General features: G+C 72.8%; 23 protein-coding genes and 2 pseudogenes. 9 read left to right on the plus strand and 16 right to left on the minus strand.

The window, feature by feature from the left end; all coding sequences use genetic code 11:
• Nucleotides 1–34 precede the first annotated feature (34 nt).
• Nucleotides 35–808 carry an SDR family NAD(P)-dependent oxidoreductase gene (locus ACQEVS_RS14645; protein WP_185942518.1) on the plus strand — a complete coding sequence of 258 codons (774 nt, stop codon included), beginning with the start codon at nucleotides 35–37 and terminating at the stop codon, nucleotides 806–808.
• A 114-nt stretch (nucleotides 809–922) separates the two neighbouring features.
• On the opposite strand, the gene groL is transcribed toward ACQEVS_RS14645, so the two are convergent.
• The 3 genes from groL to ACQEVS_RS14660 all read right to left on the minus strand — a co-directional run bounded on the left by groL (nucleotide 923) and on the right by ACQEVS_RS14660 (nucleotide 4,014).
• A complete protein-coding gene (gene groL / locus ACQEVS_RS14650; protein ID WP_433020392.1) occupies nucleotides 923–2,548 on the minus strand; it encodes a chaperonin GroEL in 1,626 nt (541 codons plus the stop codon).
• A 119-nt stretch (nucleotides 2,549–2,667) separates the two neighbouring features.
• The gene (groES, locus tag ACQEVS_RS14655; RefSeq protein ID WP_004955293.1) at nucleotides 2,668–2,976 is read right to left on the minus strand and encodes a co-chaperone GroES; all 309 of its coding nucleotides are present in this window, start codon (nucleotides 2,974–2,976) and stop codon (nucleotides 2,668–2,670) included.
• Nucleotides 2,977–3,219: 243 nt separating this feature from the next.
• Entirely contained in the window at nucleotides 3,220–4,014 is a 795-nt protein-coding gene (locus ACQEVS_RS14660) for a polysaccharide deacetylase family protein (RefSeq protein ID WP_433020396.1), read from the minus strand.
• A gap of 208 nt (nucleotides 4,015–4,222) precedes the next feature.
• On the opposite strand from ACQEVS_RS14660, the pseudogene ACQEVS_RS14665 reads away from it, so the two are divergent.
• From ACQEVS_RS14665 to ACQEVS_RS14680, 4 genes and pseudogenes are all read left to right on the plus strand, one after another.
• Nucleotides 4,223–5,427, plus strand: a pseudogene (locus tag ACQEVS_RS14665) (THUMP-like domain-containing protein).
• Between the two features lie 45 nt (nucleotides 5,428–5,472).
• Nucleotides 5,473–6,123, plus strand: a complete 651-nt coding sequence (locus tag ACQEVS_RS14670; RefSeq protein WP_433020399.1) for a Uma2 family endonuclease — start codon at nucleotides 5,473–5,475, stop codon at nucleotides 6,121–6,123.
• Between the two features lie 48 nt (nucleotides 6,124–6,171).
• Entirely contained in the window at nucleotides 6,172–6,624 is a 453-nt protein-coding gene (locus tag ACQEVS_RS14675; RefSeq protein WP_433020402.1) for a cytidine deaminase family protein, read from the plus strand.
• Between the two features lie 113 nt (nucleotides 6,625–6,737).
• Nucleotides 6,738–6,908, plus strand: coding sequence for a hypothetical protein (locus ACQEVS_RS14680; RefSeq protein ID WP_433020405.1), 171 nt, complete (start codon nucleotides 6,738–6,740; stop codon nucleotides 6,906–6,908).
• Between the two features lie 68 nt (nucleotides 6,909–6,976).
• On the opposite strand, the gene ACQEVS_RS14685 is transcribed toward ACQEVS_RS14680, so the two are convergent.
• The 5 genes from ACQEVS_RS14685 to tsaB form a co-directional block, all read right to left on the minus strand.
• Nucleotides 6,977–7,138, minus strand: coding sequence for a hypothetical protein (locus ACQEVS_RS14685; protein WP_433020408.1), 162 nt, complete (start codon nucleotides 7,136–7,138; stop codon nucleotides 6,977–6,979).
• Nucleotides 7,139–7,203: 65 nt separating this feature from the next.
• Nucleotides 7,204–7,743: a hypothetical protein gene (locus ACQEVS_RS14690; RefSeq protein ID WP_433020411.1), complete on the minus strand. Its 540-nt coding sequence runs from the start codon at nucleotides 7,741–7,743 to the stop codon at nucleotides 7,204–7,206.
• Between the two features lie 130 nt (nucleotides 7,744–7,873).
• Nucleotides 7,874–9,046 (minus strand): tRNA (adenosine(37)-N6)-threonylcarbamoyltransferase complex transferase subunit TsaD, encoded by a 1,173-nt coding sequence (gene tsaD / locus ACQEVS_RS14695; protein WP_433020414.1) that lies wholly within the window; start codon nucleotides 9,044–9,046, stop codon nucleotides 7,874–7,876.
• The gene (gene rimI, locus ACQEVS_RS14700) at nucleotides 9,030–9,692 is read right to left on the minus strand and encodes a ribosomal protein S18-alanine N-acetyltransferase (RefSeq protein ID WP_433020417.1); all 663 of its coding nucleotides are present in this window, start codon (nucleotides 9,690–9,692) and stop codon (nucleotides 9,030–9,032) included. Before rimI ends, tsaD begins: the two co-directional genes overlap by 17 nt.
• Entirely contained in the window at nucleotides 9,689–10,366 is a 678-nt protein-coding gene (gene tsaB / locus ACQEVS_RS14705) for a tRNA (adenosine(37)-N6)-threonylcarbamoyltransferase complex dimerization subunit type 1 TsaB (protein ID WP_433020420.1), read from the minus strand. Before tsaB ends, rimI begins: the two co-directional genes overlap by 4 nt.
• A 178-nt stretch (nucleotides 10,367–10,544) precedes the next feature.
• On the opposite strand from tsaB, the gene ACQEVS_RS14710 reads away from it, so the two are divergent.
• A complete protein-coding gene (locus tag ACQEVS_RS14710) occupies nucleotides 10,545–11,132 on the plus strand; it encodes a hypothetical protein (RefSeq protein ID WP_433020423.1) in 588 nt (195 codons plus the stop codon).
• A 16-nt stretch (nucleotides 11,133–11,148) separates the two neighbouring features.
• Here the strand turns inward: ACQEVS_RS14710 and ACQEVS_RS14715 are convergent, their stop codons facing one another.
• Together ACQEVS_RS14715 and ACQEVS_RS14720 are read right to left on the minus strand one after the other, a co-directional pair.
• Nucleotides 11,149–11,352, minus strand: a complete 204-nt coding sequence (locus ACQEVS_RS14715; protein ID WP_433020425.1) for a hypothetical protein — start codon at nucleotides 11,350–11,352, stop codon at nucleotides 11,149–11,151.
• A gap of 142 nt (nucleotides 11,353–11,494) precedes the next feature.
• Nucleotides 11,495–12,415 (minus strand): AraC family transcriptional regulator, encoded by a 921-nt coding sequence (locus ACQEVS_RS14720; protein WP_433020428.1) that lies wholly within the window; start codon nucleotides 12,413–12,415, stop codon nucleotides 11,495–11,497.
• A 105-nt stretch (nucleotides 12,416–12,520) separates the two neighbouring features.
• Here ACQEVS_RS14720 and ACQEVS_RS14725 point away from each other — a divergent pair, with 105 nt between their 5' ends.
• The gene (locus ACQEVS_RS14725; protein ID WP_433020431.1) at nucleotides 12,521–13,390 is read left to right on the plus strand and encodes an NAD(P)H-binding protein; all 870 of its coding nucleotides are present in this window, start codon (nucleotides 12,521–12,523) and stop codon (nucleotides 13,388–13,390) included.
• A gap of 3 nt (nucleotides 13,391–13,393) precedes the next feature.
• Here ACQEVS_RS14725 and ACQEVS_RS14730 read toward each other — a convergent pair whose 3' ends face one another.
• On the minus strand, nucleotides 13,394–13,708 hold the full coding sequence (locus ACQEVS_RS14730; RefSeq protein ID WP_433020434.1) for a hypothetical protein: 315 nt from the start codon (nucleotides 13,706–13,708) through the stop codon (nucleotides 13,394–13,396).
• 231 nt (nucleotides 13,709–13,939) lie between these two features.
• Here ACQEVS_RS14730 and ACQEVS_RS14735 point away from each other — a divergent pair, with 231 nt between their 5' ends.
• Nucleotides 13,940–14,377 carry a hypothetical protein gene (locus ACQEVS_RS14735; protein WP_433020437.1) on the plus strand — a complete coding sequence of 146 codons (438 nt, stop codon included), beginning with the start codon at nucleotides 13,940–13,942 and terminating at the stop codon, nucleotides 14,375–14,377.
• Between the two features lie 73 nt (nucleotides 14,378–14,450).
• Nucleotides 14,451–14,678 carry a hypothetical protein gene (locus ACQEVS_RS14740; RefSeq protein ID WP_433020440.1) on the plus strand — a complete coding sequence of 76 codons (228 nt, stop codon included), beginning with the start codon at nucleotides 14,451–14,453 and terminating at the stop codon, nucleotides 14,676–14,678.
• 238 nt (nucleotides 14,679–14,916) lie between these two features.
• Here ACQEVS_RS14740 and tsaE read toward each other — a convergent pair whose 3' ends face one another.
• The 5 genes and pseudogenes from tsaE to ACQEVS_RS14765 form a co-directional block, all read right to left on the minus strand.
• On the minus strand, nucleotides 14,917–15,477 hold the full coding sequence (tsaE, locus tag ACQEVS_RS14745) for a tRNA (adenosine(37)-N6)-threonylcarbamoyltransferase complex ATPase subunit type 1 TsaE (RefSeq protein ID WP_433020443.1): 561 nt from the start codon (nucleotides 15,475–15,477) through the stop codon (nucleotides 14,917–14,919).
• A gap of 49 nt (nucleotides 15,478–15,526) precedes the next feature.
• Nucleotides 15,527–16,719, minus strand: a pseudogene (locus ACQEVS_RS14750) (alpha/beta fold hydrolase); the annotation flags it as partial.
• Nucleotides 16,716–17,996, minus strand: a complete 1,281-nt coding sequence (gene alr, locus ACQEVS_RS14755) for an alanine racemase (RefSeq protein ID WP_433020446.1) — start codon at nucleotides 17,994–17,996, stop codon at nucleotides 16,716–16,718. The gene alr and the pseudogene ACQEVS_RS14750, both read right to left, overlap by 4 nt.
• Before the next feature lie 239 nt (nucleotides 17,997–18,235).
• The gene (locus ACQEVS_RS14760) at nucleotides 18,236–18,925 is read right to left on the minus strand and encodes a hypothetical protein (protein WP_433020449.1); all 690 of its coding nucleotides are present in this window, start codon (nucleotides 18,923–18,925) and stop codon (nucleotides 18,236–18,238) included.
• Nucleotides 18,922–19,467: an RNA polymerase sigma factor gene (locus ACQEVS_RS14765; protein ID WP_433020452.1), complete on the minus strand. Its 546-nt coding sequence runs from the start codon at nucleotides 19,465–19,467 to the stop codon at nucleotides 18,922–18,924. The genes ACQEVS_RS14760 and ACQEVS_RS14765 overlap by 4 nt, the downstream gene beginning before the upstream one ends.
• Between the last annotated feature and the right edge of the window lie 25 nt (nucleotides 19,468–19,492).

The following is a 19,492-nucleotide window of genomic DNA, read 5'->3' on the forward strand; positions in this document are numbered from 1 at the left end:
GCCACGCGGTGTCGCCGGGCACTAACGTTCCCGTATGACGACTGCACTGATCACGGGAGCGACGGCCGGCATCGGCGCGGCCTTCGCGCGACGGCTGGCCGCCGAGGGTCACCACCTGGTGCTGGTGGCCCGCGACGAGAAGCGGCTGGGCGAGCAGGCGACCGAACTCCACGACCGGCACCGGGTGGAGGTGGAGGTGCTGCGGGCCGACCTCTCGACGGAGGACGGCATCGCCGCCGTCGAGGAACGGCTCTCGGACCGCAAGCAGCCCGTCGATCTGCTGGTCAACAACGCCGGGTTCGGCAACAAGGGCCGCTTCCTGGAGGTCACCGTCCAGGACGAGCTCACCATGCTCAAGGTGCACTGCGAGGCGGTGCTGCGGCTGACCATGGCGGCCACGCGCGGGATGCGGGAGCGGCGGCGCGGCGGGGTGATCAACGTGGCGTCCGTCGCCGCGTTCGTGCCGCGCGGGACGTACGGGGCGAGCAAGGCGTGGGTGGTGCAGTTCACCCAGGGCGCGGCGCGGGACCTGGCGGGCAGCGGGGTGCGGCTGATGGCGCTGTGCCCGGGCTTCGTCCGGACGGAGTTCCACGCGCGGGCCGGGATGGGGACGGACAACATCCCGGGCTGGATGTGGCTGGACGCCGACCGGCTGGTGGACGCGGCGCTGAAGGACCTGGCGCGCGGGAAGTCCCTGTCGGTGCCCGACCCGCGGTACAAGGCGCTGACGGGTCTGTCGAAGCTGATGCCGCGCGGGGCGGTCGCCCGGGTGTCGTCCTCGACGGGCCGCAGGTACGGGCCCAACTGACGCGCCGCGGGCCTGACATGCCGGAGGCCCGGCACCCCCGCGGGCGGGGGTGCCGGGCCTCGGCGGTGCTGCCGGTGCCTCGGCGGTGCTGCCGGTGCCTCGGTGGGCGTGGCCTCAGTGGGAGTGGCCGTGACCGTGGCCGTGACCGGCCTCGGGCTCCTCTTCCTTCTTCTCGACGACCAGGGTCTCGGTCGTGAGCAGCAGGGAGGCGATGGAGGCGGCGTTCTCCAGGGCGGAGCGGGTGACCTTCACCGGGTCGATGACGCCGGCGGCGACCAGGTCGCCGTACTCGCCGGTCGCGGCGTTGAAGCCCTGGCCCTTGTCGAGCTCGGCGACCTTGGAGGTGATGACGTAGCCCTCCAGGCCGGCGTTCTCGGCGATCCAGCGCAGCGGCTCGACGGCGGCGCGGCGGACGACCGCGACACCGGTGGCCTCGTCGCCGGTCTTGCCCAGGTTGTCGTCCAGCACCTTGACGGCGTGGACCAGGGCGGAGCCACCACCGGAGACGATGCCCTCCTCGACCGCGGCGCGGGTCGCGGAGATGGCGTCCTCCAGACGGTGCTTCTTCTCCTTGAGCTCGACCTCGGTGGCCGCGCCGACGCGGATGACGCACACGCCGCCGGCGAGCTTGGCGAGGCGCTCCTGGAGCTTCTCGCGGTCCCAGTCCGAGTCGGTGGTCTCGATCTCGGCCTTGATCTGGGCCACGCGGCCGGCGACCTCGTCCGAGTTGCCGCCGCCGTCGACGATGGTGGTGTCGTCCTTGGTGATGGTCACGCGGCGGGCGGAGCCGAGCACGTCCAGGCCGACCTGGTCGAGCTTGAGGCCGACCTCCTCGGCGACGACGGTGGCACCGGTGAGGGTGGCCATGTCGCCCAGCATCGCCTTGCGGCGGTCGCCGAAGCCGGGGGCCTTGACGGCGACGGCGTTGAACGTGCCGCGGATCTTGTTGACGACGAGGGTGGAGAGGGCCTCGCCCTCGACGTCCTCGGCGATGATCAGCAGCGGCTTGGAGCCACCGGCCTGGATGACCTTCTCCAGCAGCGGGAGCAGGTCGGCGATGGCGGAGATCTTGCCCTGGTGGATCAGGATGTACGGGTCGTCGAGGACGGCCTCCATACGCTCCTGGTCGGTGACCATGTAGGGCGAGAGGTAGCCCTTGTCGAAGGCCATGCCCTCGGTGAAGTCGAGCTCCAGGCCGAAGGTGTTGGACTCCTCGACGGTGATGACGCCGTCCTTGCCGACCTTGTCCATCGCCTCGGCGATGAGCTCGCCGACCTGCTTGTCCTGGGCGGACAGCGCGGCCACGGCGGCGATGTCGGACTTGGAGTCGATCGGACGCGAGGTCGCGAGCAGCTCGTCGGAGACGGCCTTGACCGCGGCGTCGATGCCCTTCTTCAGGGCGGCCGGGGAGGCGCCGGCGGCGACGTTGCGCAGACCCTCGCGGACCAGCGCCTGGGCCAGCACGGTCGCGGTGGTGGTGCCGTCACCCGCGATGTCGTTGGTCTTGGTCGCCACCTCCTTGACGAGCTGGGCGCCCAGGTTCTCGTACGCGTCCTCCAGCTCGACCTCGCGCGCGATGGTGACGCCGTCGTTGGTGATGGTGGGGGCGCCGAACTTCTTGTCGATGACGACGTTGCGGCCCTTGGGGCCGATCGTCACCTTGACCGTGTCGGCAAGCTTGTTGACGCCGCGCTCGAGGGCGCGACGGGCGTCCTCGTCGAACTTCAGGGTCTTCGCCATGGGTTACGTATCCTTCGCCGTGTCTCTCAAACGAACTGCGCCCCCGGCGCCCGGTTGTTGGACGCGGGTACCAGGGGCACAGAACAAAAGCCTCGAGAATTCGAAAGCTTCGGGGTGAACTACTTCTCGATGATCGCGAGCACGTCGCGGGCCGAGAGGACGAGGTACTCGTCGCCGTTGTACTTCACCTCGGTGCCGCCGTACTTGCTGTAGAGCACGACGTCGCCGACCTTGACGTCGAGCGGCAGGCGCTCGCCGTTCTCGAATCGGCCCGGGCCCACGGCGAGGACGGCGCCCTCCTGGGGCTTCTCCTTCGCGGTGTCCGGGATGACCAGGCCAGAGGCCGTGGTCTGCTCGGCGTCCAGCGGCTGGACCACAATGCGGTCCTCAAGCGGCTTGATGGCAACCTTGGAGCTGGCGGTCGTCACGATCCGACCTCCCCCTTCGGAGATCTCACGGGGTCAATTGTCTGAGGTGGCGACCAGGTGGATCCGTCGTCGCGGGTGCCGGACCTGCCCGTCGCTGTGTTTGGCACTCGCCGGTGGAGAGTGCCAACGGAGCCGAGACTATGACGCGCTTAGCACTCGGTCAAGCGGAGTGCCAATTTGCGGGCGCGCGCCGGGGGCTTCCGGGCGCGTCGCGCGCCCCTTGGGGCGGGTGTCGGACCGCTGTCAGACGTAGTCCTCCAGCCGCGCCACGGTGAACCCCTGCCGCTGGACGCTGCGCACCATGTTGGCGACCATCCGCGTCATGGTCGTGCCCTTGAGCTCGGCGGGACCGCGGAAATGCGCGAGCACGATGTCGCCGGGACGAAGCTTCCCCGCTTCGGCGTACCTCATGTCATTGATCTGCATGGTGGCCTCCCACAGCACGACGGCCTTGATCCCGCAGGAGCCGGCCGCCGCCAGGGTGGCGTCGTTGTAGTTGCCGTACGGCGGACGGAACAGCTCCGGCCGCTTGCCGAACCGCTTCTTCAGCGTCTCCTGCTGCCCGCAGATCTCCCGCTTCTGCGCCTCGGGGGAGAGGGTGCGCAGGTTGGGGTGGGTGAGCGTGTGGTTGTGCACGCCGTTGCCCAGGGCGCGCAGCTCGTCGAAGTAGCCGTAGCCGCGCCCGGCGCGCGCCGCGCTGTCCGTCAGGAACATGCTGAACGGCAGCTTGAGGTCCTTGGCCATGCGCAGGAACGCCGGGTCCTTCTCGGCGCCGTCGTCGAAGGTCAGGAAGACGACCTTGTCCTTGGTCGGCACCCGCCGGACGATCTGCGGCGTTCCGCCCTTGTGCTGCTCGGTGAGCCGGGTGGCGGGCGGGGCCGGAGGCGGGGCGAGCGGCTTGTCGAGCCCCCAGCGGCGGTACGCGGCGGGGTCGGGGGCGGGGGGCTCCGCTTCTCCTTGGGCTGCTCCGCGGCCTTCGCGGTGCCGGTGGCCGTCCCGCCGCTCCCGTCCTTCCTGCCGTCCGACCCGGAGGAGCACCCGGAGAGCAGCAGGGCGGCGGCGCAGAGCGGGACGAGGGAGAGGCGGGCGGAGCTGCGGAGGCGGCTGCGTATGCGGCGTATTCGGCTGCGGTTTCGGCTGCTGTTTCGGCCGGTTCCAGGCGGAGTCACAAGAACGATTCTTGTTCATTCATTCGAGTGATCGCACTGCGGAGGGGGCGGGGTGAGTGGTGCACGAGAATGGAACCGTGCCCGCCCCGAACACCGATACCAGCGCCCCCGCCGCCGTCGACGGCTTCACCGCCCTCCTCACCGACGAGGGCCGGCGGCTCCTGGAGGAGCTGCGCGACCACGACCCGGCCCGGGAGCTGGCCGTCGCGACCCGGCTGCGCCGCGACCACCCCGCCGACCTGGTCTCCGCCGCCCTCGGGCAGGCGCGGCTGCGGCAGCGGGCGGTGGCGAAGTTCGGTACCGAGGACGCGTACCGCATGTACTTCACGCCGAACGGCGTCGAACAGGCCACCCGCGCCTCCGTCGCCACCTACCGGGCCCGCCGCTTCGCGGACCTCGGCGTACGCCGCCTGGCCGACCTGTGCTGCGGCATCGGCGGCGACGCCATCGCCCTGGCCCGGGCCGGCGTCTCCGTCCTCGCCGTCGACCGTGACCCGCTGACCTGCGCCGTGGCCCGCGCCAACGCGGCGGCCCTGGGCCTGTCGGACCTGATCGAGGTGCGCTGCGCGGACGTGGCCGAGGTCGGGGTCTCCGGGTACGACGCGGTCTTCGTCGACCCGGCGCGGCGCGGCGGCCGGGGCCGCATCTTCGACCCCGAGGCGTACTCCCCTCCCCTGTCCTGGGCCGTCGAGACGGCCCGCACGGCCCCGCACACCGCCCTGAAGATCGCTCCGGGCGTCCCGCACGAGGCGATCCCCGAGGACGCCGAGGCGGAGTGGATCTCGGACGGCGGCGACGTGAAGGAAGCCGTCCTGTGGTTCGGCACCACCCCGGGCACCCGCCGCGCGACCCTCCTCCCGTCCGGCACCACCCTGACCGGCACCGGCCTCCCCGACCCCGCCGTCCGCCCGGTCGGCCGCTACCTCTACGAACCGGACGGCGCCGTCATCCGCGCCCACCTCGTCGCGGACGTCGCGGCCGACGTCGCGGGCGGCCTGATCGACGAGACGATCGCCTACGTCACCTCCGACGAGCTCCACCCCACCCCCTACGCCTCCGCGTACGAGATCACCGACGTCCTCCCCTTCAACCTCAAGAAGCTCAAGGCCCTCGTCCGCGAGCGCGGCATCGGCGTGGCCGTCATCAAGAAGCGGGGCTCGGCGGTGGAGCCGGAGGAACTGCGCAAGAAGCTGAAGCTCGAAGGAGTGAACTCTTGTGTGATCGTCCTTACGCGGGTGGCGGGGCCCCGACGATGCTGCTGGGGCAGGAGATCCGGGCGTAGCACCGGCCGTGGGCGGCCGGCCGACGAGGACCAGGAAGGGCGGCGATGGACACCCATCCCCTCACCGAGCCGGTGGTGGACGAGCCGCGTGGGCAAGGCCCCGGTGAACAGGACCCCGTCGATCTGCTGATCGCGTTCGAGGAGGCGTCCGAGGCGCCGATCCGGCCGGAGTACCTGGAGGGGACGGTGATCGTGCCACCGCCGCCGGACTACGGCCACGGCAAGGCACGGCTCACGCTCTCCCACTGGTTGTACTCGGCCGGGGTCCGGTGGGCGGGCACGGGAATGGGCTTCCGCGACGGCGGGGACGGCGACGGCGGGACCCGCACCCTGGTCATCCCCGACTTCTACGTTCTGAGGCACCCGCCCACCGAGCAGGACGAGGCGCACTACAAGGCCCACAGGGGCTGGTACCCGATGCACCTGCTCGCCCTCGTCGGCGAGGTGACGTCCGACCACCACGAGACGGACACCGGGCCCAAGTACCGCGGTTACGCCGCCGCGGAGATCCCGGTCTACGTGCTCGTCAACCGGGAGGACGGGCGGGTGTACGTCCACTCCGAGCCCGGCGAGGACCCCCGGCGCCCGGGCCGGAGCCGCTATCGGACCACCACGAGCACCGAGTTCGGCGGCACGCTCACGCTCCCCGGCCCCTATCCCCCGCTGGACACCTCCGTCCTGCTTCCCGCACTGTGACGCGAGACCCGGAAGGGCCACCCGGGCCCCCGGCGGAACGGAGGCGCCGTGCGTAAGACCCCTCGCCCGTCCCGCCCCGTCGACCACGAACCCGTCGACCACGAGCTCGTCGACCACGAGCTCGTCGACCACGAGCTCGTCGAGGCGGCCGCCCGCGTCGTCCGGGAGCACGCCTCCGGCGAGGAGCACACCGTGGCCGCCGCGGGCCGTACGGACGACGGGCGTGTCGTCACCGCCCTGAACGTCCACCACTTCACCGGCGGCCCCTGCGCCGAGCTCGTCGTGATCGGCGCCGCGGCGGCCCAGGGCGCCCGCTCCCTGACGGCGATCGTCGCCGTGGGCGGGGACGGCCGTGACATCCTCCCGCCGTGCGGCCGGTGCCGGCAGGTGCTGCTCGACTGCTACCCGGCCGTCGAGGTGATCGTCGACGACGGACGGCCGCGGTCCGTCCCGGTCACCGACCTCCTCCCCGGCGCGTACGTCAACGCGGAACACCAGTAGCGGCCTCAACAGCCGTAGCGGCCCATGCCGTTGCGGCCACTCGCCCCCGATCCCTGGAGTCGACCCGCTCGCCTGATACAGCAGAGGTGCCCGTATCCGCAGGGGGTTCCGGGATGGGTGTCGTCCTGCCCGACAGGCCGGCCTTCGTCCTCGACCTGATCGGCGTCTCCTGGCCGAACGTCGACGAGGACGACTACCGGGGCCCGCCGCACAGCGCGAAAGTCTGCCTGGCTTCCGCCGGACCGGCGGACCTACCGGAAGGACCGGTACTGAGAGGCACGTGACCGGCCGTCGGTGGCAGGCCCTCACCGCCAGAGCCGGGGCCGCCGGCACCGCGTCCCGACGCAGACGGTCACGGGTTCCGCGACCGCCACCGCGCCGCCTTCGCCCGGGCCTCCTCCAGCGTCAGGCCGGCGACCTGCGCCAGCGGGACGTCCTTCAGCGGGCAGTCCGCGTAGTGGGCGTCCCGTTCGCTCGGGGCGGCGTCGCACGCGGGGCACTGGCGTGGGGGCATGGTGCTCCTTGTCGGTGGGTCGGTCGTATTCCGGCGGGCCGACAGGCCGTCGCTCTCAGCCGCTCTCAGCGCCGCGGTACGGCGCGCAGGGAGCGCAGCGCCCAGCCCAGGAGCACGGCCGCAACCGGGGCGGCCGTCGTCGCCGCGGCGCACCAGCGCCACGCGGGCGCCGCCGCGTGTGCCGGCGGGGCCAAGGCCAGGCTGCTGCCCGCGGCCAGGCACAGGAGTCCGGCCGAGTAGCAGAAGTCCGCCCGGCCGGCCAGCCTGGCCCACGTGGCGTAGTGCTCCCGCTGGTCCTGGATCAGCTCCACGTGCCGGTCGTCGGGCATCTCCGACAGCGGGCCCCACCACGCCTCGACGTCGCCGCGCGAGTAGAGGTACTGGCGGGAGCGGACTCCCCAGACCACCGCCATGACCATGAAGAGCGCGGTCAGGGCGAGGGCGAACAGCGTGGGGTCCGGCCAGCGGAACTTCTCCCGGTCCGTGATGACGAGGCCCAGCAGCGTGATGCCCGCGCCGCCCAGGAGGGGTGCCGCGGTCGTGTACTGCCCCTCGCGCGCGGCCGACCAGCCCAGTGGCGCGGGCTTGCGCCAGGAAGGATTCACGCTGCCCCCTCGACACCCGGAAAAGGTACAGCGCGGCGGCTCGGGGCGGAATGCCGCGAACCGGCCACCGGGAGCGGGCCGTTGGCGCGGCGGGCGCGTGAGTGCGTGACGCGCCCGCCGCGGGCGGGCGCTAGGCGTCGTACAGGTTCTGCTTGCTCAACTCGTGCACGTGGTCGTGGGAGTGGGAGTGAGCGTGACCGTGCCCGTGCTCGTGCGAATGGCCATGGTCGTGTTCGGCCGTCTCCTCGTGCGTGCTCGGGATGTGCGGCTCCGTCACCGGCAGGGACGAGTCCGCCGGGAGGTCCCAGGAGGAGGCGGCGCGGCCTCGGGCGACCATTTCGGCGCCGAGGGCCGCGACCATCGCGCCGTTGTCGGTGCAGAGCTTGGGGCGGGGGACGCGCAGGGTGATGCCGGCGTCCTCGCAGCGGCGTTCGGCCATGGCGCGCAGGCGGGTGTTCGCGGCGACGCCGCCGCCGATCATCAGGTGGTCGACGCCGTGGTCCTTGCAGGCGCGGACGGCCTTGCGGGTGAGGACGTCCACCACGGCCTCCTGGAAGGAGGCGGCGACGTCCGCCACCGGCACCGTCTCGCCCGCCGCGCGCTTCGCCTCGATCCAGCGGGCGACGGCGGTCTTGAGGCCGGAGAAGGAGAAGTCGTAGATCGGGTCGCGGGGACCGGTGAGGCCGCGGGGGAAGCGGATGGCCTCGGGGTCGCCCTCGCGGGCGTAGCGGTCGATGACCGGGCCGCCCGGGAAGCCCAGGTTGAGCACGCGGGCCACCTTGTCGAACGCCTCACCCGCCGCGTCGTCGATGGTCGAGCCGAGGGGGCGGACGTCGGAGGTGATGTCCGGGGCGAGGAGGAGGGACGAGTGGCCGCCGCTGACCAGCAGGGCCATCGTCGGCTCGGGCAGGGCACCGTGCTCCAGCTGGTCGACGCAGATGTGCGACGCGAGGTGGTTGACGCCGTAGAGCGGCTTGCCGAGGGCGTACGCGTACGCCTTCGCCGCCGAGACGCCGACGAGGAGGGCGCCCGCGAGGCCGGGGCCCGCGGTGACGGCGATGCCGTCGAGGTCCTTGGCGGAGACGCCGGCCTCCTTCAGCGCCCGCTGGATGGTGGGGACCATCGCCTCCAGGTGGGCCCTGGAGGCCACCTCGGGGACGACGCCGCCGAACCGCGCGTGCTCGTCCACGCTGGAGGCGACCGCGTCGGCGAGCAGGGTGTGACCGCGGACGATGCCGACGCCCGTCTCGTCGCACGAGGTCTCGATGCCGAGGACGAGTGGTTCGTCAGTCAGTGGAGCCATGGGTCATTCCCTCTTGCACAGCGTTGATGTCCGCGGCGGGGCCGCCGTCGGATTCCGTGGGCAGGCGCATCACGAGCGCGTCGACGTTGCCCGGCTGGTAGTAGCCGCGCCGGATGCCGACGGGCTCGAAGCCGAAGCGCTCGTACAGGCGCTGGGCGCGGGTGTTGTCCACCCGGACCTCCAGGAGCACCTCGCGGCACTCGAAGGCGGTGGCGGCGGCGAGCAGTTCGCGGAGCAGCCGGGTGCCGAGGCCGGTGCTCCAGTGGTCGGTGGCGACGGCGATGGTCTGCACGTCGCCCGTGCCGTCGACGGCGGCGAGGCCCGCGTAGCCGACGACGCGACGGGCGGCGCCCGCGGCGGCGTCCTCGGCGGTGCCCTCCGGGACGTTCCCCGCGGCGTTCCCCGCCGCGTCCCCCACGGCGCCCGCTGCGACGTTCTCCGCGACGAGGTAGCGGCGGTTGGCGTTCGCGCCGCGCGCGTGTGCCAGTTCGGACCAGAACAGCCCCTTGGACCAGGCGTCCTGGGGAAACAGCGCGCGTTCCAGCTCCAGCACGGCCGGGATGTCCCACCAGCGCATCTCACGGACGCGCACGGTCTCCGCCCCGGGGTCCGAGGGGCCCGCCGACGGGCTCGCTGAAGGGCTCACTTCGGTGTGACCACCTTGTAGTTGGCCGGCACCTGGGCGTCGGGGCGGCGCAGGTACAGCGGCTGGACGGGCAGGAACCCGGCGTCCGGACCCTCCGTGCGCAGCTTCTCCGCGGCGAGCGCGGCCAGCGCCGCCGCCGACTGGTGCTGCGGCAGGTCGGCCCGGACGTCCGTGAAGGCGTCGGCGTACAGGACGGCTCCCGCGCCGACGGCCGTCAGCCCGGCCAGCGGCTCCGTCAGCTCGGCGGGCCGGTCGACGGCGGGCTCGGTGACGCGGGTCCGGGCGTCGGCGTAGCGCGCCCAGTAGACCTCCTTGCGGCGGGCGTCCGTGGCGACCACGAACTCGCCGGCCAGCCCGGCGGCCCCGGCCGCGTAGGCGATGCCGTCCAGCGTGCACAGGCCGTGCACCGGCACGTCGAGCGCCGCGCCGAAGGTCAGGGCCGTGACGATGCCGACGCGCAGGCCGGTGTACGGGCCGGGTCCGACGCCGACGACGACGCCCGTGAGCTCGTCCAGCGTGCGGCCGGCCTCGGCGAGCACCCGGTCCACGGCCGGCAGCAGGAGCTCCCCGTGGCGGCGGGCGTCCACCTGGTGGGCCTCGGCGACGGCGGAGTCCCCGTCGTGGAGGGCTACGGTGACGGCGGGCGTGGCGGTATCAAGAGCGAGCAGCAGCACAATGACAAGCCTACGGCGCGCCGTGGGGCCACCGGTGCCCGCGTGGGCCCGGTTCAGGGGTACCCCAGGGGCGCCCCGGGAGCGTCTCGGGGGCGCGGCGGTGGTGCGCCCGAGTGCTACGGTCGGGGCGGATGACCGTACGCCGCATGGCCGTACGGGGGACGAAAGGGTGCGCAGGGTGGCACGCAGCAGCTCCGGGGTGTTCGTGACCGGGCTCACCGCGGCGGCACTGGCCGTGGTGGGTTACCTCGCCTACGAGGCGTCGGCCGCGCCCCACCGCGTCCACCGTTCGTCCGCCGCCGCCTCCGCGACGCCCGGCGACGCCAAGGGATCCGGCAAGGACGACAAGGGCAAGGGCGGCGACGCGCGCAAGGACGCCCCGCCGGCCGTGCCGAGCGGCTCGGGCACGGGCAAGCGGGTCGTCTACTCGGTGGGCCAGAAGCGGGTGTGGCTGGTGGGCGGCGACACCAAGGACGTGCGGTCCTTCGAGGTCACACCCAGCACGGTGAACCCGCCGCCGGGGACGTACTCGGTGAGGTCTCGAGACCCCAACGGGCCGGGTTCGGACGGCGTCCGCCTCGAACACATCGTCCGGTTCTTCGTCGACGCGAAGGGCGTCGTCTTCGGTTTCAGCGCCGCCGTGGACGGCTCCCCGCCGCAGCCGGACCCGGCGAAGAAGACGGGCGGCATCCGCGAGAAGCCGGCGGACGGGCGCGCCATGTGGGAGTTCGCGCCCAACGGCACCAAGGTGGTCGTGGTCCCTTAGCGACACGCACCCCGCCTCAGGCCGCCGCCCGTCCGTGCGGACCGTCCGGCTCCCCCTCGTCGTCCGCGCCCGGCACGGGACCGGGCGACGGCGCGCGCGGCGGCGTGGAGACCGCGTCGGCGGCGGCGCAGGCGGCCAGGAGGTCGCGCACCGACGGCGTCCGCTCGCCGGACCCGCTCTCCTCACGGCACGCACCGGCCGGCCGCGCGCGATCGTCCATGGCTGCTGGGGCTGGGGCTCGTGGGCCGACATGTACGCCTCCTCGGGCAGCCGGTCAAGGTCAGGCATGCCTAACCGTGTCTCTGCCTCCATGTCACCACGCCCGGCGGCAACATCGCAACATCTTCCCGACACCTTGTCGGTTACTTTTCGCGGGCCGGCTTTGACACGTGCGCGCGCGGGAGGAGCGGCTGCGGGAGGACCGGCGGCGGTTCCGGCTGGGCCCGGTGGGCGCTCGGGCTCACGCCCCTCACCCGCTTGAACGCCGCGCTGAAGCCGAACGGATCGGCGTAGCCGACGCGCCGGGCGACGGCCGCCACCGTCATGCCGGGCTCGGACAGCAGGTCGGCGGCCAGCGCCATGCGCCATTCCGTCAGGTAGGTCAGCGGCGGCTCGCCCAGCAGCGCCTGGAAGCGCTTGGCGAACGTGGACCGGGACACCCCGGCGACCGCGGCCAGCGACGGCAGGGTCCAGGCCCGCTCCGGGGCGTCGTGCATCGCGCGCAGGGCGGGCCCCACGACGTCGTCCCCCAGCGCCAGGTACCAGGCGGGCGGGGCGGCCCCTGGCCGGTCGAACCACTGGCGCAGCGTGCACACCAGCAGCCAGTCGAGCAGCCGGTCGACCACGATCTGCCGGCCGGGCAGGCCGGTGGTGAGCTGCGCCTCCAGGTAGCCGCGCATGGCGGCGCAGTCGTGTTCGTCGGGGACGACGGCGACCGGCGGGAGGGCGCACAGCAGCCTGCGGGGCACTTCGCCGGGGACGCGGTAGGCGCCGGCCAGGAGCATGGCCGGGCCGTCGCCGCCCGGTGCGTCCACGCCCGTCCCGGGATCGTCCATGAAGGCGAACGGCTCGGGTCCGCGCACGATCGCGGCCTCGCCCGTGCGCAGCGGCCGCGGCTCCCCGCCGTCGTCCCGGACGATCCAGCCCGTCCCGCACAGGGGGACGCACAGGGTGAGGTAGGCGTCCTCGGTGAAGCGCAGCGTCCACGGCGGTGTCAGCACCGAGCCGGCGAAGACGGCGCCGTTGGCGCGGACGCCGCGCAGCAGGTCGTCGAAGGGGTCCATGATCGGCACGATATGCGGAGCCGCGCGGCCGGCGCGGACGACCGGACATGGAGTGCGGATGACCGCCTATGTCCCGTGCGGCGGACGCCGGGTCGACTCGTCCGCATGACCAACAGCCTTACGTCTTCCGGCCTTGTGCCCTCCACCGATCCGCGCCCGGTCCTGGTCCTCGGGGCGACCGGCAAGACCGGCCGCCGCGTGGTGCGCGAGCTGCGCGCCGCGGGCGTGCCCGTCCGGGCCGCGTCCCGCTCCGGCGAGGTCCGCTTCGACTGGACGGAGCCGGCCGGCTGGTCCGGCGCCCTGGACGGCGCCTCGGCCGTCTACCTGGTCGCCCCCGACGAAGGGTACGAGGCGGTACCGGAGTTCACCGCCCGGGCCGTACGGGCGGGTGTCGGCCGGTTCGTGGCCCTCTCGGGCCGGGGCATCGAACACGTCGGCCCGGACTTCGGGCAGGGCATGGCCGCGGCCGAGGAGGCGGTACGCGCCTCCGGAGCGGAGTGGGCCGTCCTGCGGGCGAACAACTTCAACCAGAACTTCGACGAGGACCTGTGGCGGGGCCCGCTGCTCGACGGCCGCCTGGCCCTGCCGATCGGGGACGTCCCGGAGCCGTTCGTCGACGCGGACGACGTCGCGGCGGTGGCCGCCGCGCTGCTCACGCGCACCGCGCACACGGACGGCGTGACCGAGGTGTCCGGCCCGCGCCCCCTGACGTTCGGCGAGGCCGTGACGGCGGTGGGCCGGGCGGCCGGCCGGAAGATGACGTACGTGGAGCTGACCCCGGCGGAGTACCGCGCCGAACTGCTGGCCGCGGGCCTCCCGGAACCGGCGGTCAGGGCCCTGGACGCGCTGTTCGCCCTCCACCGGGAGGGGCACACGGCCACCGTGACCGACGGCGTGCGGCGGGTGCTGGGCCGTGAGCCGGTGGACTTCACGACGTACGCGGAGCGGGCCGCGGCGGCGGGGGCGTGGACGTAGGCGCTAGGAGAAGGCCAGCGGAGACAGATCGGCCCCGGCCCAGCGCTCGCCCACACCGCTCACCGTGACCGTACGGACGTCGTCTGCCTCGGCCTCGGCGTCGTCGCCGTCCGGAACGGGCGCCTCGGCGCCCACCGCGCGTTCGATGACGACGCGGAGGCGGTCCTCGGTCAGGTCCTCGGCCCGGCGGACCGGAAACGGGCGCGACCGTTGACCGGCGACACCAAGGACGTGCGGCCCTTCAGGGCCCCGCCCGGCGCGGCACCCCCAACCGTGGACGTAAGCGATGAGCTCCCGCGGCCACATTGCTGCCGACATAGCAGAGATCGTTCCGCTATGGCCAGGGGCCGACCGGCGAACAGGGAGGGTTAGTTGACTGTTGTACGAATATTGAAGCCGGCAGAAGATCAGAGTGTCGATTCTCCACGCACACGACAGAGGAGAGAGCCCTCCAATGGAGGCATCGCGCCCTCCGCGTGTGGCGGGATGTCCACGTCCCAACCGGTTGCCTTGCGGGGACGGGAGCCCCTTACGCAAGGAGCGAAGCACATGAACCAGAAGTCTCTTCGCATATGGGCGGCAGCGGCGACGGCCGCCATCGCGCTCGGTGTCGCCGGAACCACCGCTCAGGCCGCAACCGTTCAGCCGGTGCGCGCCGAGTCGGCCTCCGCCGCGGCCGCGCTCCCCCAGGCCGAAGCCGCACAGCAGCTGGCCGCGAACCTCCTGAAGTACGAAGGTGACCGTTTCGGCGCCCAGGAGCGCGCGGAACTCCGGGCCATCGCCGATGGCACGTCCACGGACAACCGCGCCGCCCTCGGCGCCCTGGTCAAGCTCCTGAAGAAGGTCAAGGGGTTCCCCACGGCCGTCGCCAAGTCGTACAGCGCCTTCAAGAAGTGGTACAACGACCTGCCCTGGTACGTGAAGGGCCCCCTGACCGGTGCGGGCATCGCCGACAACCTCTACGACATCTGGAAGTTGTTCCACTGAGCCCCTCCGGACCGCGGCCCCGCACGGCTCCTTGCGTGCGAGGGCCGCAGCCCCCGGAAAGAGGAGGAGCCGCGTGTCCCCCACCGCTCACGTCCCGGCGAAGAAGTCCGAAGCGAAGAACCTGCCGCTTTGGGTGACCATCCCGGTCGCCCTTGCCATCGCCTACATCCTTGACGAACTCTGCGGCTTCGCACGATGGCAGCGCTTCGCGGTCGTAGCCGCCGCCTCAGTCGCCCTCGAAGGCGCCAACCAGGCCGTGCGCCGCTTGATGGGTCGCAAGCGTCCAGGCGGGAACCGCTGAGGCCCCCTTCTCGCCGAATCGTCTGGATTACGCCGCCCGCTCCCGGACAGCCGCACTGGCCGCCCGCCCTCGCGCCGTGGCCCTCTACGGCTCCTACGCCTGTATCGCGTCGGAAACGGGCCTGTCGTCGTCGGACACCCCGGCCCCGGCGGCAAGGGGAGCAGCGATCCGTTGACTCCGGGAAGTCCTGACCGCCCGCTCACCGCCATCACGGCCCGTTGCCGGGACAGGCGTCCGGTCAGGAAAGAGCCAGGGGGGACAAATCGGCCCCGGCCCAGCGCTCCCCCACACCGCTCACCGTGACCGTACGGACGTCGTCTGCCTCGGCCTCGGCGTCGTCGCCGTCCGGAACGGGCGCCTCGGCGCCCACCGCGCGTTCGATGACGACGCGGAGGCGTTCCTCCGACAGGTCCTCGACCTTGCCGTCGCCCCACTCCACGACCGTCACCGACTCGGGCAGCGAGACATCGAGGTCCAGGTCCTCCATCTCGTCGAGCCCGCCGGACAGCCGGTAGGCGTCGACGTGCACGAGGGCCGGCCCGCCGGTCAGCGACGGGTGCACCCGGGCGATCACGAACGTCGGCGACGTGACGGCCCCCCGGACCCCCAGTCCCTCACCGAGCCCGCGCGTCAGCGTCGTCTTCCCCGCGCCCAGCTCGCCCGAGAGCAGCACCAGATCACCGGCGCGCAGCAGCCCGGCGAGCCTGCGGCCCAGTTCCCGCATGTCCTCGGACGTCCGGACGGTGAGCTGCGCGGCGGTCGTAGGGGTCGCGCCGGTGGAATGGAGCGGGGCGTTCATACCGCCCGATGGTACGGGGTGTGGGGGGCTCAGCCCCTCCCCTCACCCCTCCCCGTACCTCCGCCGCGTCACAGCGCCCCGCACCCGCCGCCGTGAGCAGATCGGCCAGGCGCGCGTCGACCGTCGCGGGCTGTTCGAGCATCACCAGATGACCCGCCCCGGGGACGAGGACGAGCTCCGCGTCGGGAAGCGCCGCGGCCATGGCCTCGCTGTGCGACGCAGGAGTGATCAGATCCTTCTCGCCGGCGAGCACAAGCACCGGCACCCCGCGGAAGACGTCGAGCGCCGCCGTCTTGTCGTGTTCGGCGAACGCCGGGTAGAACTCGGCGACGACGTCGACCGGGGTGCTCTCCAGCAGCCGCTCGGCGAACCGGGCCACCCGGGGTCGACGTCCCGGGCGCCGAACGAGTAGCGCCGGTAGACCCCGGCGAGCAGGTCGGCGCTGAGCCGGCGGCCCTTCTCGATCAGTTCCGTCTGGGCGGTCATCAGCCGGAAGGCGCCGGGCAGCACGCGCCGCACCACGTTGATGCCCAGGGCGGGCAGCCCGAAGGTCACCTCGGCGAGCCGGCCCGAGGACGTGCCGACGAACGCGGCGGCGGCCACCCGTTCCTCGATCAGCCCGGGGTACTGGGAGGCCAGCGCCATCTGCGTCATCCCGCCCATCGAGTGCCCCACCAGCACCAGCGGCCCCTCGGGCGCCGCCGCCTCGATGACGGCCTTGAGGTCGCGGCCCAGCAGGTCGATGGAGACCGTCCCGGAGCCGTCGCGCTGCCCGCGCCCCCGCTCGGAGCGGCCGTGGCTGCGCTGGTCCCAGTAGACGGCGCGGACGGCGCCGCGCAGAGCGGCGCGCTGGAAGTGCCAGGAGTCCTGGTTGAGGCAGTAGCCGTGGCTGAAGACGATGGTCACGGGCGGGCGGCCGGACCGCCCGGAGGCGTCCTCCACCTCCTCGACCTCGTAGTAGAGCTCCGTCCCGTCGTCGGCGACCGCCGTACCCGGCGTGCCGCGCAGCGTCCCGTAGGGGCCCGTCGAGTCCAGGGCCAGCCGTGCCTTGCGGCGCATGCCGCGGCCGACGGTCAGCCGTTCCACGGCGACGCCCGCCGCCGCGCCGGCCGCGAGGACGCCCACGGCCGCGCCGGCGACCCCGGCGCCACGCAGCCAGCCGGACGCGCCGGCCCGGCCGGGACGAGCGGCCGCGGCGGCGACGAGGGCGGCCGGGTCCGGGGCGCCGCCCGCCCCGCTCATCCGGCGGCCCCCGGCTCGGCGGGCCCCGGCTCGGCGGGCCCCGGCTCGGCGGTTCCCGGCTCAGCGGGCCCCGGCTCAGCGGCCCCCTGCCCGACGGGCGCGTCGGGCGCGTCGGGCGCGTCGGGCCCGTCCGACGAGTCCTCCGCCCCCACGTACACCCGCGGCACCCGCTGCGTGATCCGGGTGACGACCTCGTACCCGATCGTCCCGGTCGCCCGTCCCCAGTCCTCCGCCGTCGGTTCGCCCCGGTCGCCGGGGCCGAAGAGGACGGCCTCGTCGCCGGCCTCGGCCGTGTCGTCGCCGAGGTCGACCACGAACTGGTCCATCGCGACGCGCCCCGCGATCCGCCGCCGCCTGCCGCCGATCAGCACCTCGCCGGTGCCGGAGGCGGCGCGCGGGATGCCGTCCGCGTAGCCGAGGGGGACGAGGGCGAGGGTGGTCTCGCCGGGGGTCGTGTACTGGTGGCCGTACGACACGCCCAGCCCGCCGGGCACCCGCTTCACGGACGCCAGGGAGGCGGTCAGGGTCATCACGGGGCGCAGCCCGAAGTCGGCCGGGGTGCCGATCTCGGGGCTCGGGGATATCCCGTAGACGGCCACCCCGGAGCGGACCAGGTCGAAGTGGGCCTCGGGGAGGGTCAGCACGGCGGGCGAGTTGGCGATGTGCCGCACCTCGGGGTCGAGGCCCTGGGCCTCCGCGTACGCGACCGCGTCCCGGAAGACGTCGAGCTGGGCCCGGATGGACGGGTGCCCGGGCTCGTCCGCGCACGCGAAGTGCGACCAGACGCCGGTGACGCGGAGCGCGCCGCCGATCTCCGCCTCGCGGGCGGCGGCGACCAGCTTCTCCCAGTCGCCGGGGGTGCAGCCGTTGCGGCCGAGCCCCGTGTCGATCTTCAGCTGGACCCTGGCCGGGCGGCCGGCGGCGCGGACCGCCGCCAGCACCTCCTCCAGCGCCCACAGCCCGCTCACCGAGATGTCGACATCCGCCTCGACGGCCTCCCGGAACGGCCCGCCCGGCGTCCACAGCCAGCACAGCAGCCGGCCTCTGTCGCCCGCCGCGCGCAGCGCCAGCGCCTCCGTCGGCAGCGCCGTACCGATCCAGGCCGCCCCCGCCCGGCGGGCCGCCCGCGCACAGGGCACCATGCCGTGCCCGTACGCGTTCGCCTTGACCACTGCCATCAGCTGCGCCTTGGGGGCAAGGGCCCGCAGAACGCGCACATTGGCCCGCAACGCGGCCAGGTCGACCACGGCACGGGCGCGCATCGGTGTCTCGTTCATCCCGGCCAGTGTCTCAGGCCACGGCCCGGGCGGGCGCGGTCCGGGGTGAGGGGGCGTGGAAGTGCCGGGATCGAGACCATGGTGCCGTTCCACCATGGGTCGCAGCCAAGGCGTAGTCACAGGGCCTCCGGAAGATCACCGCCGGAGTTTCTCCTATAGGCGCCTACGCTGCCCTCGCTCGGGCACCACGCCCTAATTGCCCTGATCCGTTTAGCGGTGGCAGCAGGGCGTGGTGGGTGCTACAGATGATTGGCAGATGGGACGTGGGGGGAACGATCACTGCCGTCGAAGAAGAAACACTCGATGCTGTCATAAGCCCAGCGCAAGAGCAGCAAGAGCATCTCGGTGGTGGCCAGCAGCCGGGTCATGACGAGATGTGCTTTGGAGCCCGGTGGAGAGGCCTTCAAGGTGTGCTGGAGCGCGGCCTGGAAGTGGGTGATCCGACTCCGGGCACGAGCGTGCAGGGCCAGCGCCTCCTGCCGATCGACGGTGCAGCACACGACTCCTTCCCTGAGTTGCGTGAGGTTGAGGTGACTCTCGGTGAGGAAGTCCGCCGCGAGCCCCCATGGGGCGCGCATGCTGTCCGGCAGCAGGGCTCGACCAACGACCATCATGGTCCTAGTGGTTGAAACGGCCTTGTTGAGCTGTTGGGACAGGGTGTGTGGCGCCGCGAGCGCGACCCAGTGGGCGATGCTGTCGGCGGCCTCCCGCAGCACGGCCTCCAGATGTGCCCATTGCTCCGGTTTCTCCTCCATCGTGGGCACGCTCTCTGCAGTGACGGATGCCGCGAAGATCTGGGCGCGTCCAGCGTCGAGATCCAGCCCGGCTTCCACCTTGTCGTGGAGGGCGGCGTCTGTGGCGGCAAGCCAAGCATCGAACGCAGCCTCGCCGCCGGCGCTGGTCTCCGGGCGCGGTGCTGCCTCGCTCACTGGTGATCCTCCTTCAACGTTTCCCAGGCCCTTCTCAGGCTCTTGCGGGCTCGCGCCAGGTTCTGCCTGACGGCCTCTGGGGTAATTTTCAGCAGTTCAGCGGTCTCCCGAGCGGAGAACCCGTCGTAGATCCAGGCAAAAACGCGGCGTTGCTGCATCGGCAGGTCTGCCAGCACCTTCAGGACGAGCGCTTCCTGCGCATCAAGCTCGATCCGCTCAAGGGGACACACTCCGCCGGGCGGATCCTCCAGATTCTGGAAAGGGCCTTCCCGGCGGTCGCGGAGTCGCAGCAGATGACGGAAGGCGACCGTTCTCAACCACGCGTTGGGATGCTCGATGGTCTCCCACCGCTCCCACGCCTGGACGAAGGCGGCCTGCGCGGCCTCCGCAGCTTCATGAACGTCGGCTCCGTGCCGCAGAACAAATACCACCAGCCGGGGCATCGTCTGCGCGTAGAAGCTGGCAAACTCGGACCGGCCAGCCGAATCGACCGGAGGACGCGGGCGGTGTCGGCTGTCGACCAGCTGATCCCGTTGTGCCACAGCCGTCCACGGCTCCCGTGGAGGA

Source organism: Streptomyces sp. CA-181903 (assembly GCF_050937075.1).
Taxonomy (GTDB): Bacteria; Actinomycetota; Actinomycetes; order Streptomycetales; family Streptomycetaceae; genus Streptomyces.

Excerpts from the sequence above, each read along its gene's own strand:
- ACQEVS_RS14645 (WP_185942518.1), top strand. The coding sequence starts at position 35 with ATGACGACTGCACTGATCACGGGAGCGACGGCCGGCATCGGCGCGGCC.
- groL (WP_433020392.1), bottom strand. The coding sequence starts at position 2,548 with ATGGCGAAGACCCTGAAGTTCGACGAGGACGCCCGTCGCGCCCTCGAG.
- ACQEVS_RS14670 (WP_433020399.1), top strand. The coding sequence starts at position 5,473 with ATGGACACCCATCCCCTCACCGAGCCGGTGGTGGACGAGCCGCGTGGG.
- ACQEVS_RS14680 (WP_433020405.1), top strand. The coding sequence starts at position 6,738 with ATGGGTGTCGTCCTGCCCGACAGGCCGGCCTTCGTCCTCGACCTGATC.
- ACQEVS_RS14685 (WP_433020408.1), bottom strand. The coding sequence starts at position 7,138 with ATGCCCCCACGCCAGTGCCCCGCGTGCGACGCCGCCCCGAGCGAACGG.
- tsaD (WP_433020414.1), bottom strand. The coding sequence starts at position 9,046 with ATGGCTCCACTGACTGACGAACCACTCGTCCTCGGCATCGAGACCTCG.
- ACQEVS_RS14715 (WP_433020425.1), bottom strand. The coding sequence starts at position 11,352 with ATGGACGATCGCGCGCGGCCGGCCGGTGCGTGCCGTGAGGAGAGCGGG.
- ACQEVS_RS14720 (WP_433020428.1), bottom strand. The coding sequence starts at position 12,415 with ATGGACCCCTTCGACGACCTGCTGCGCGGCGTCCGCGCCAACGGCGCC.
- ACQEVS_RS14725 (WP_433020431.1), top strand. The coding sequence starts at position 12,521 with ATGACCAACAGCCTTACGTCTTCCGGCCTTGTGCCCTCCACCGATCCG.
- ACQEVS_RS14730 (WP_433020434.1), bottom strand. The coding sequence starts at position 13,708 with ATGTCGGCAGCAATGTGGCCGCGGGAGCTCATCGCTTACGTCCACGGT.
- ACQEVS_RS14735 (WP_433020437.1), top strand. The coding sequence starts at position 13,940 with ATGAACCAGAAGTCTCTTCGCATATGGGCGGCAGCGGCGACGGCCGCC.
- tsaE (WP_433020443.1), bottom strand. The coding sequence starts at position 15,477 with ATGAACGCCCCGCTCCATTCCACCGGCGCGACCCCTACGACCGCCGCG.
- alr (WP_433020446.1), bottom strand. The coding sequence starts at position 17,996 with ATGAACGAGACACCGATGCGCGCCCGTGCCGTGGTCGACCTGGCCGCG.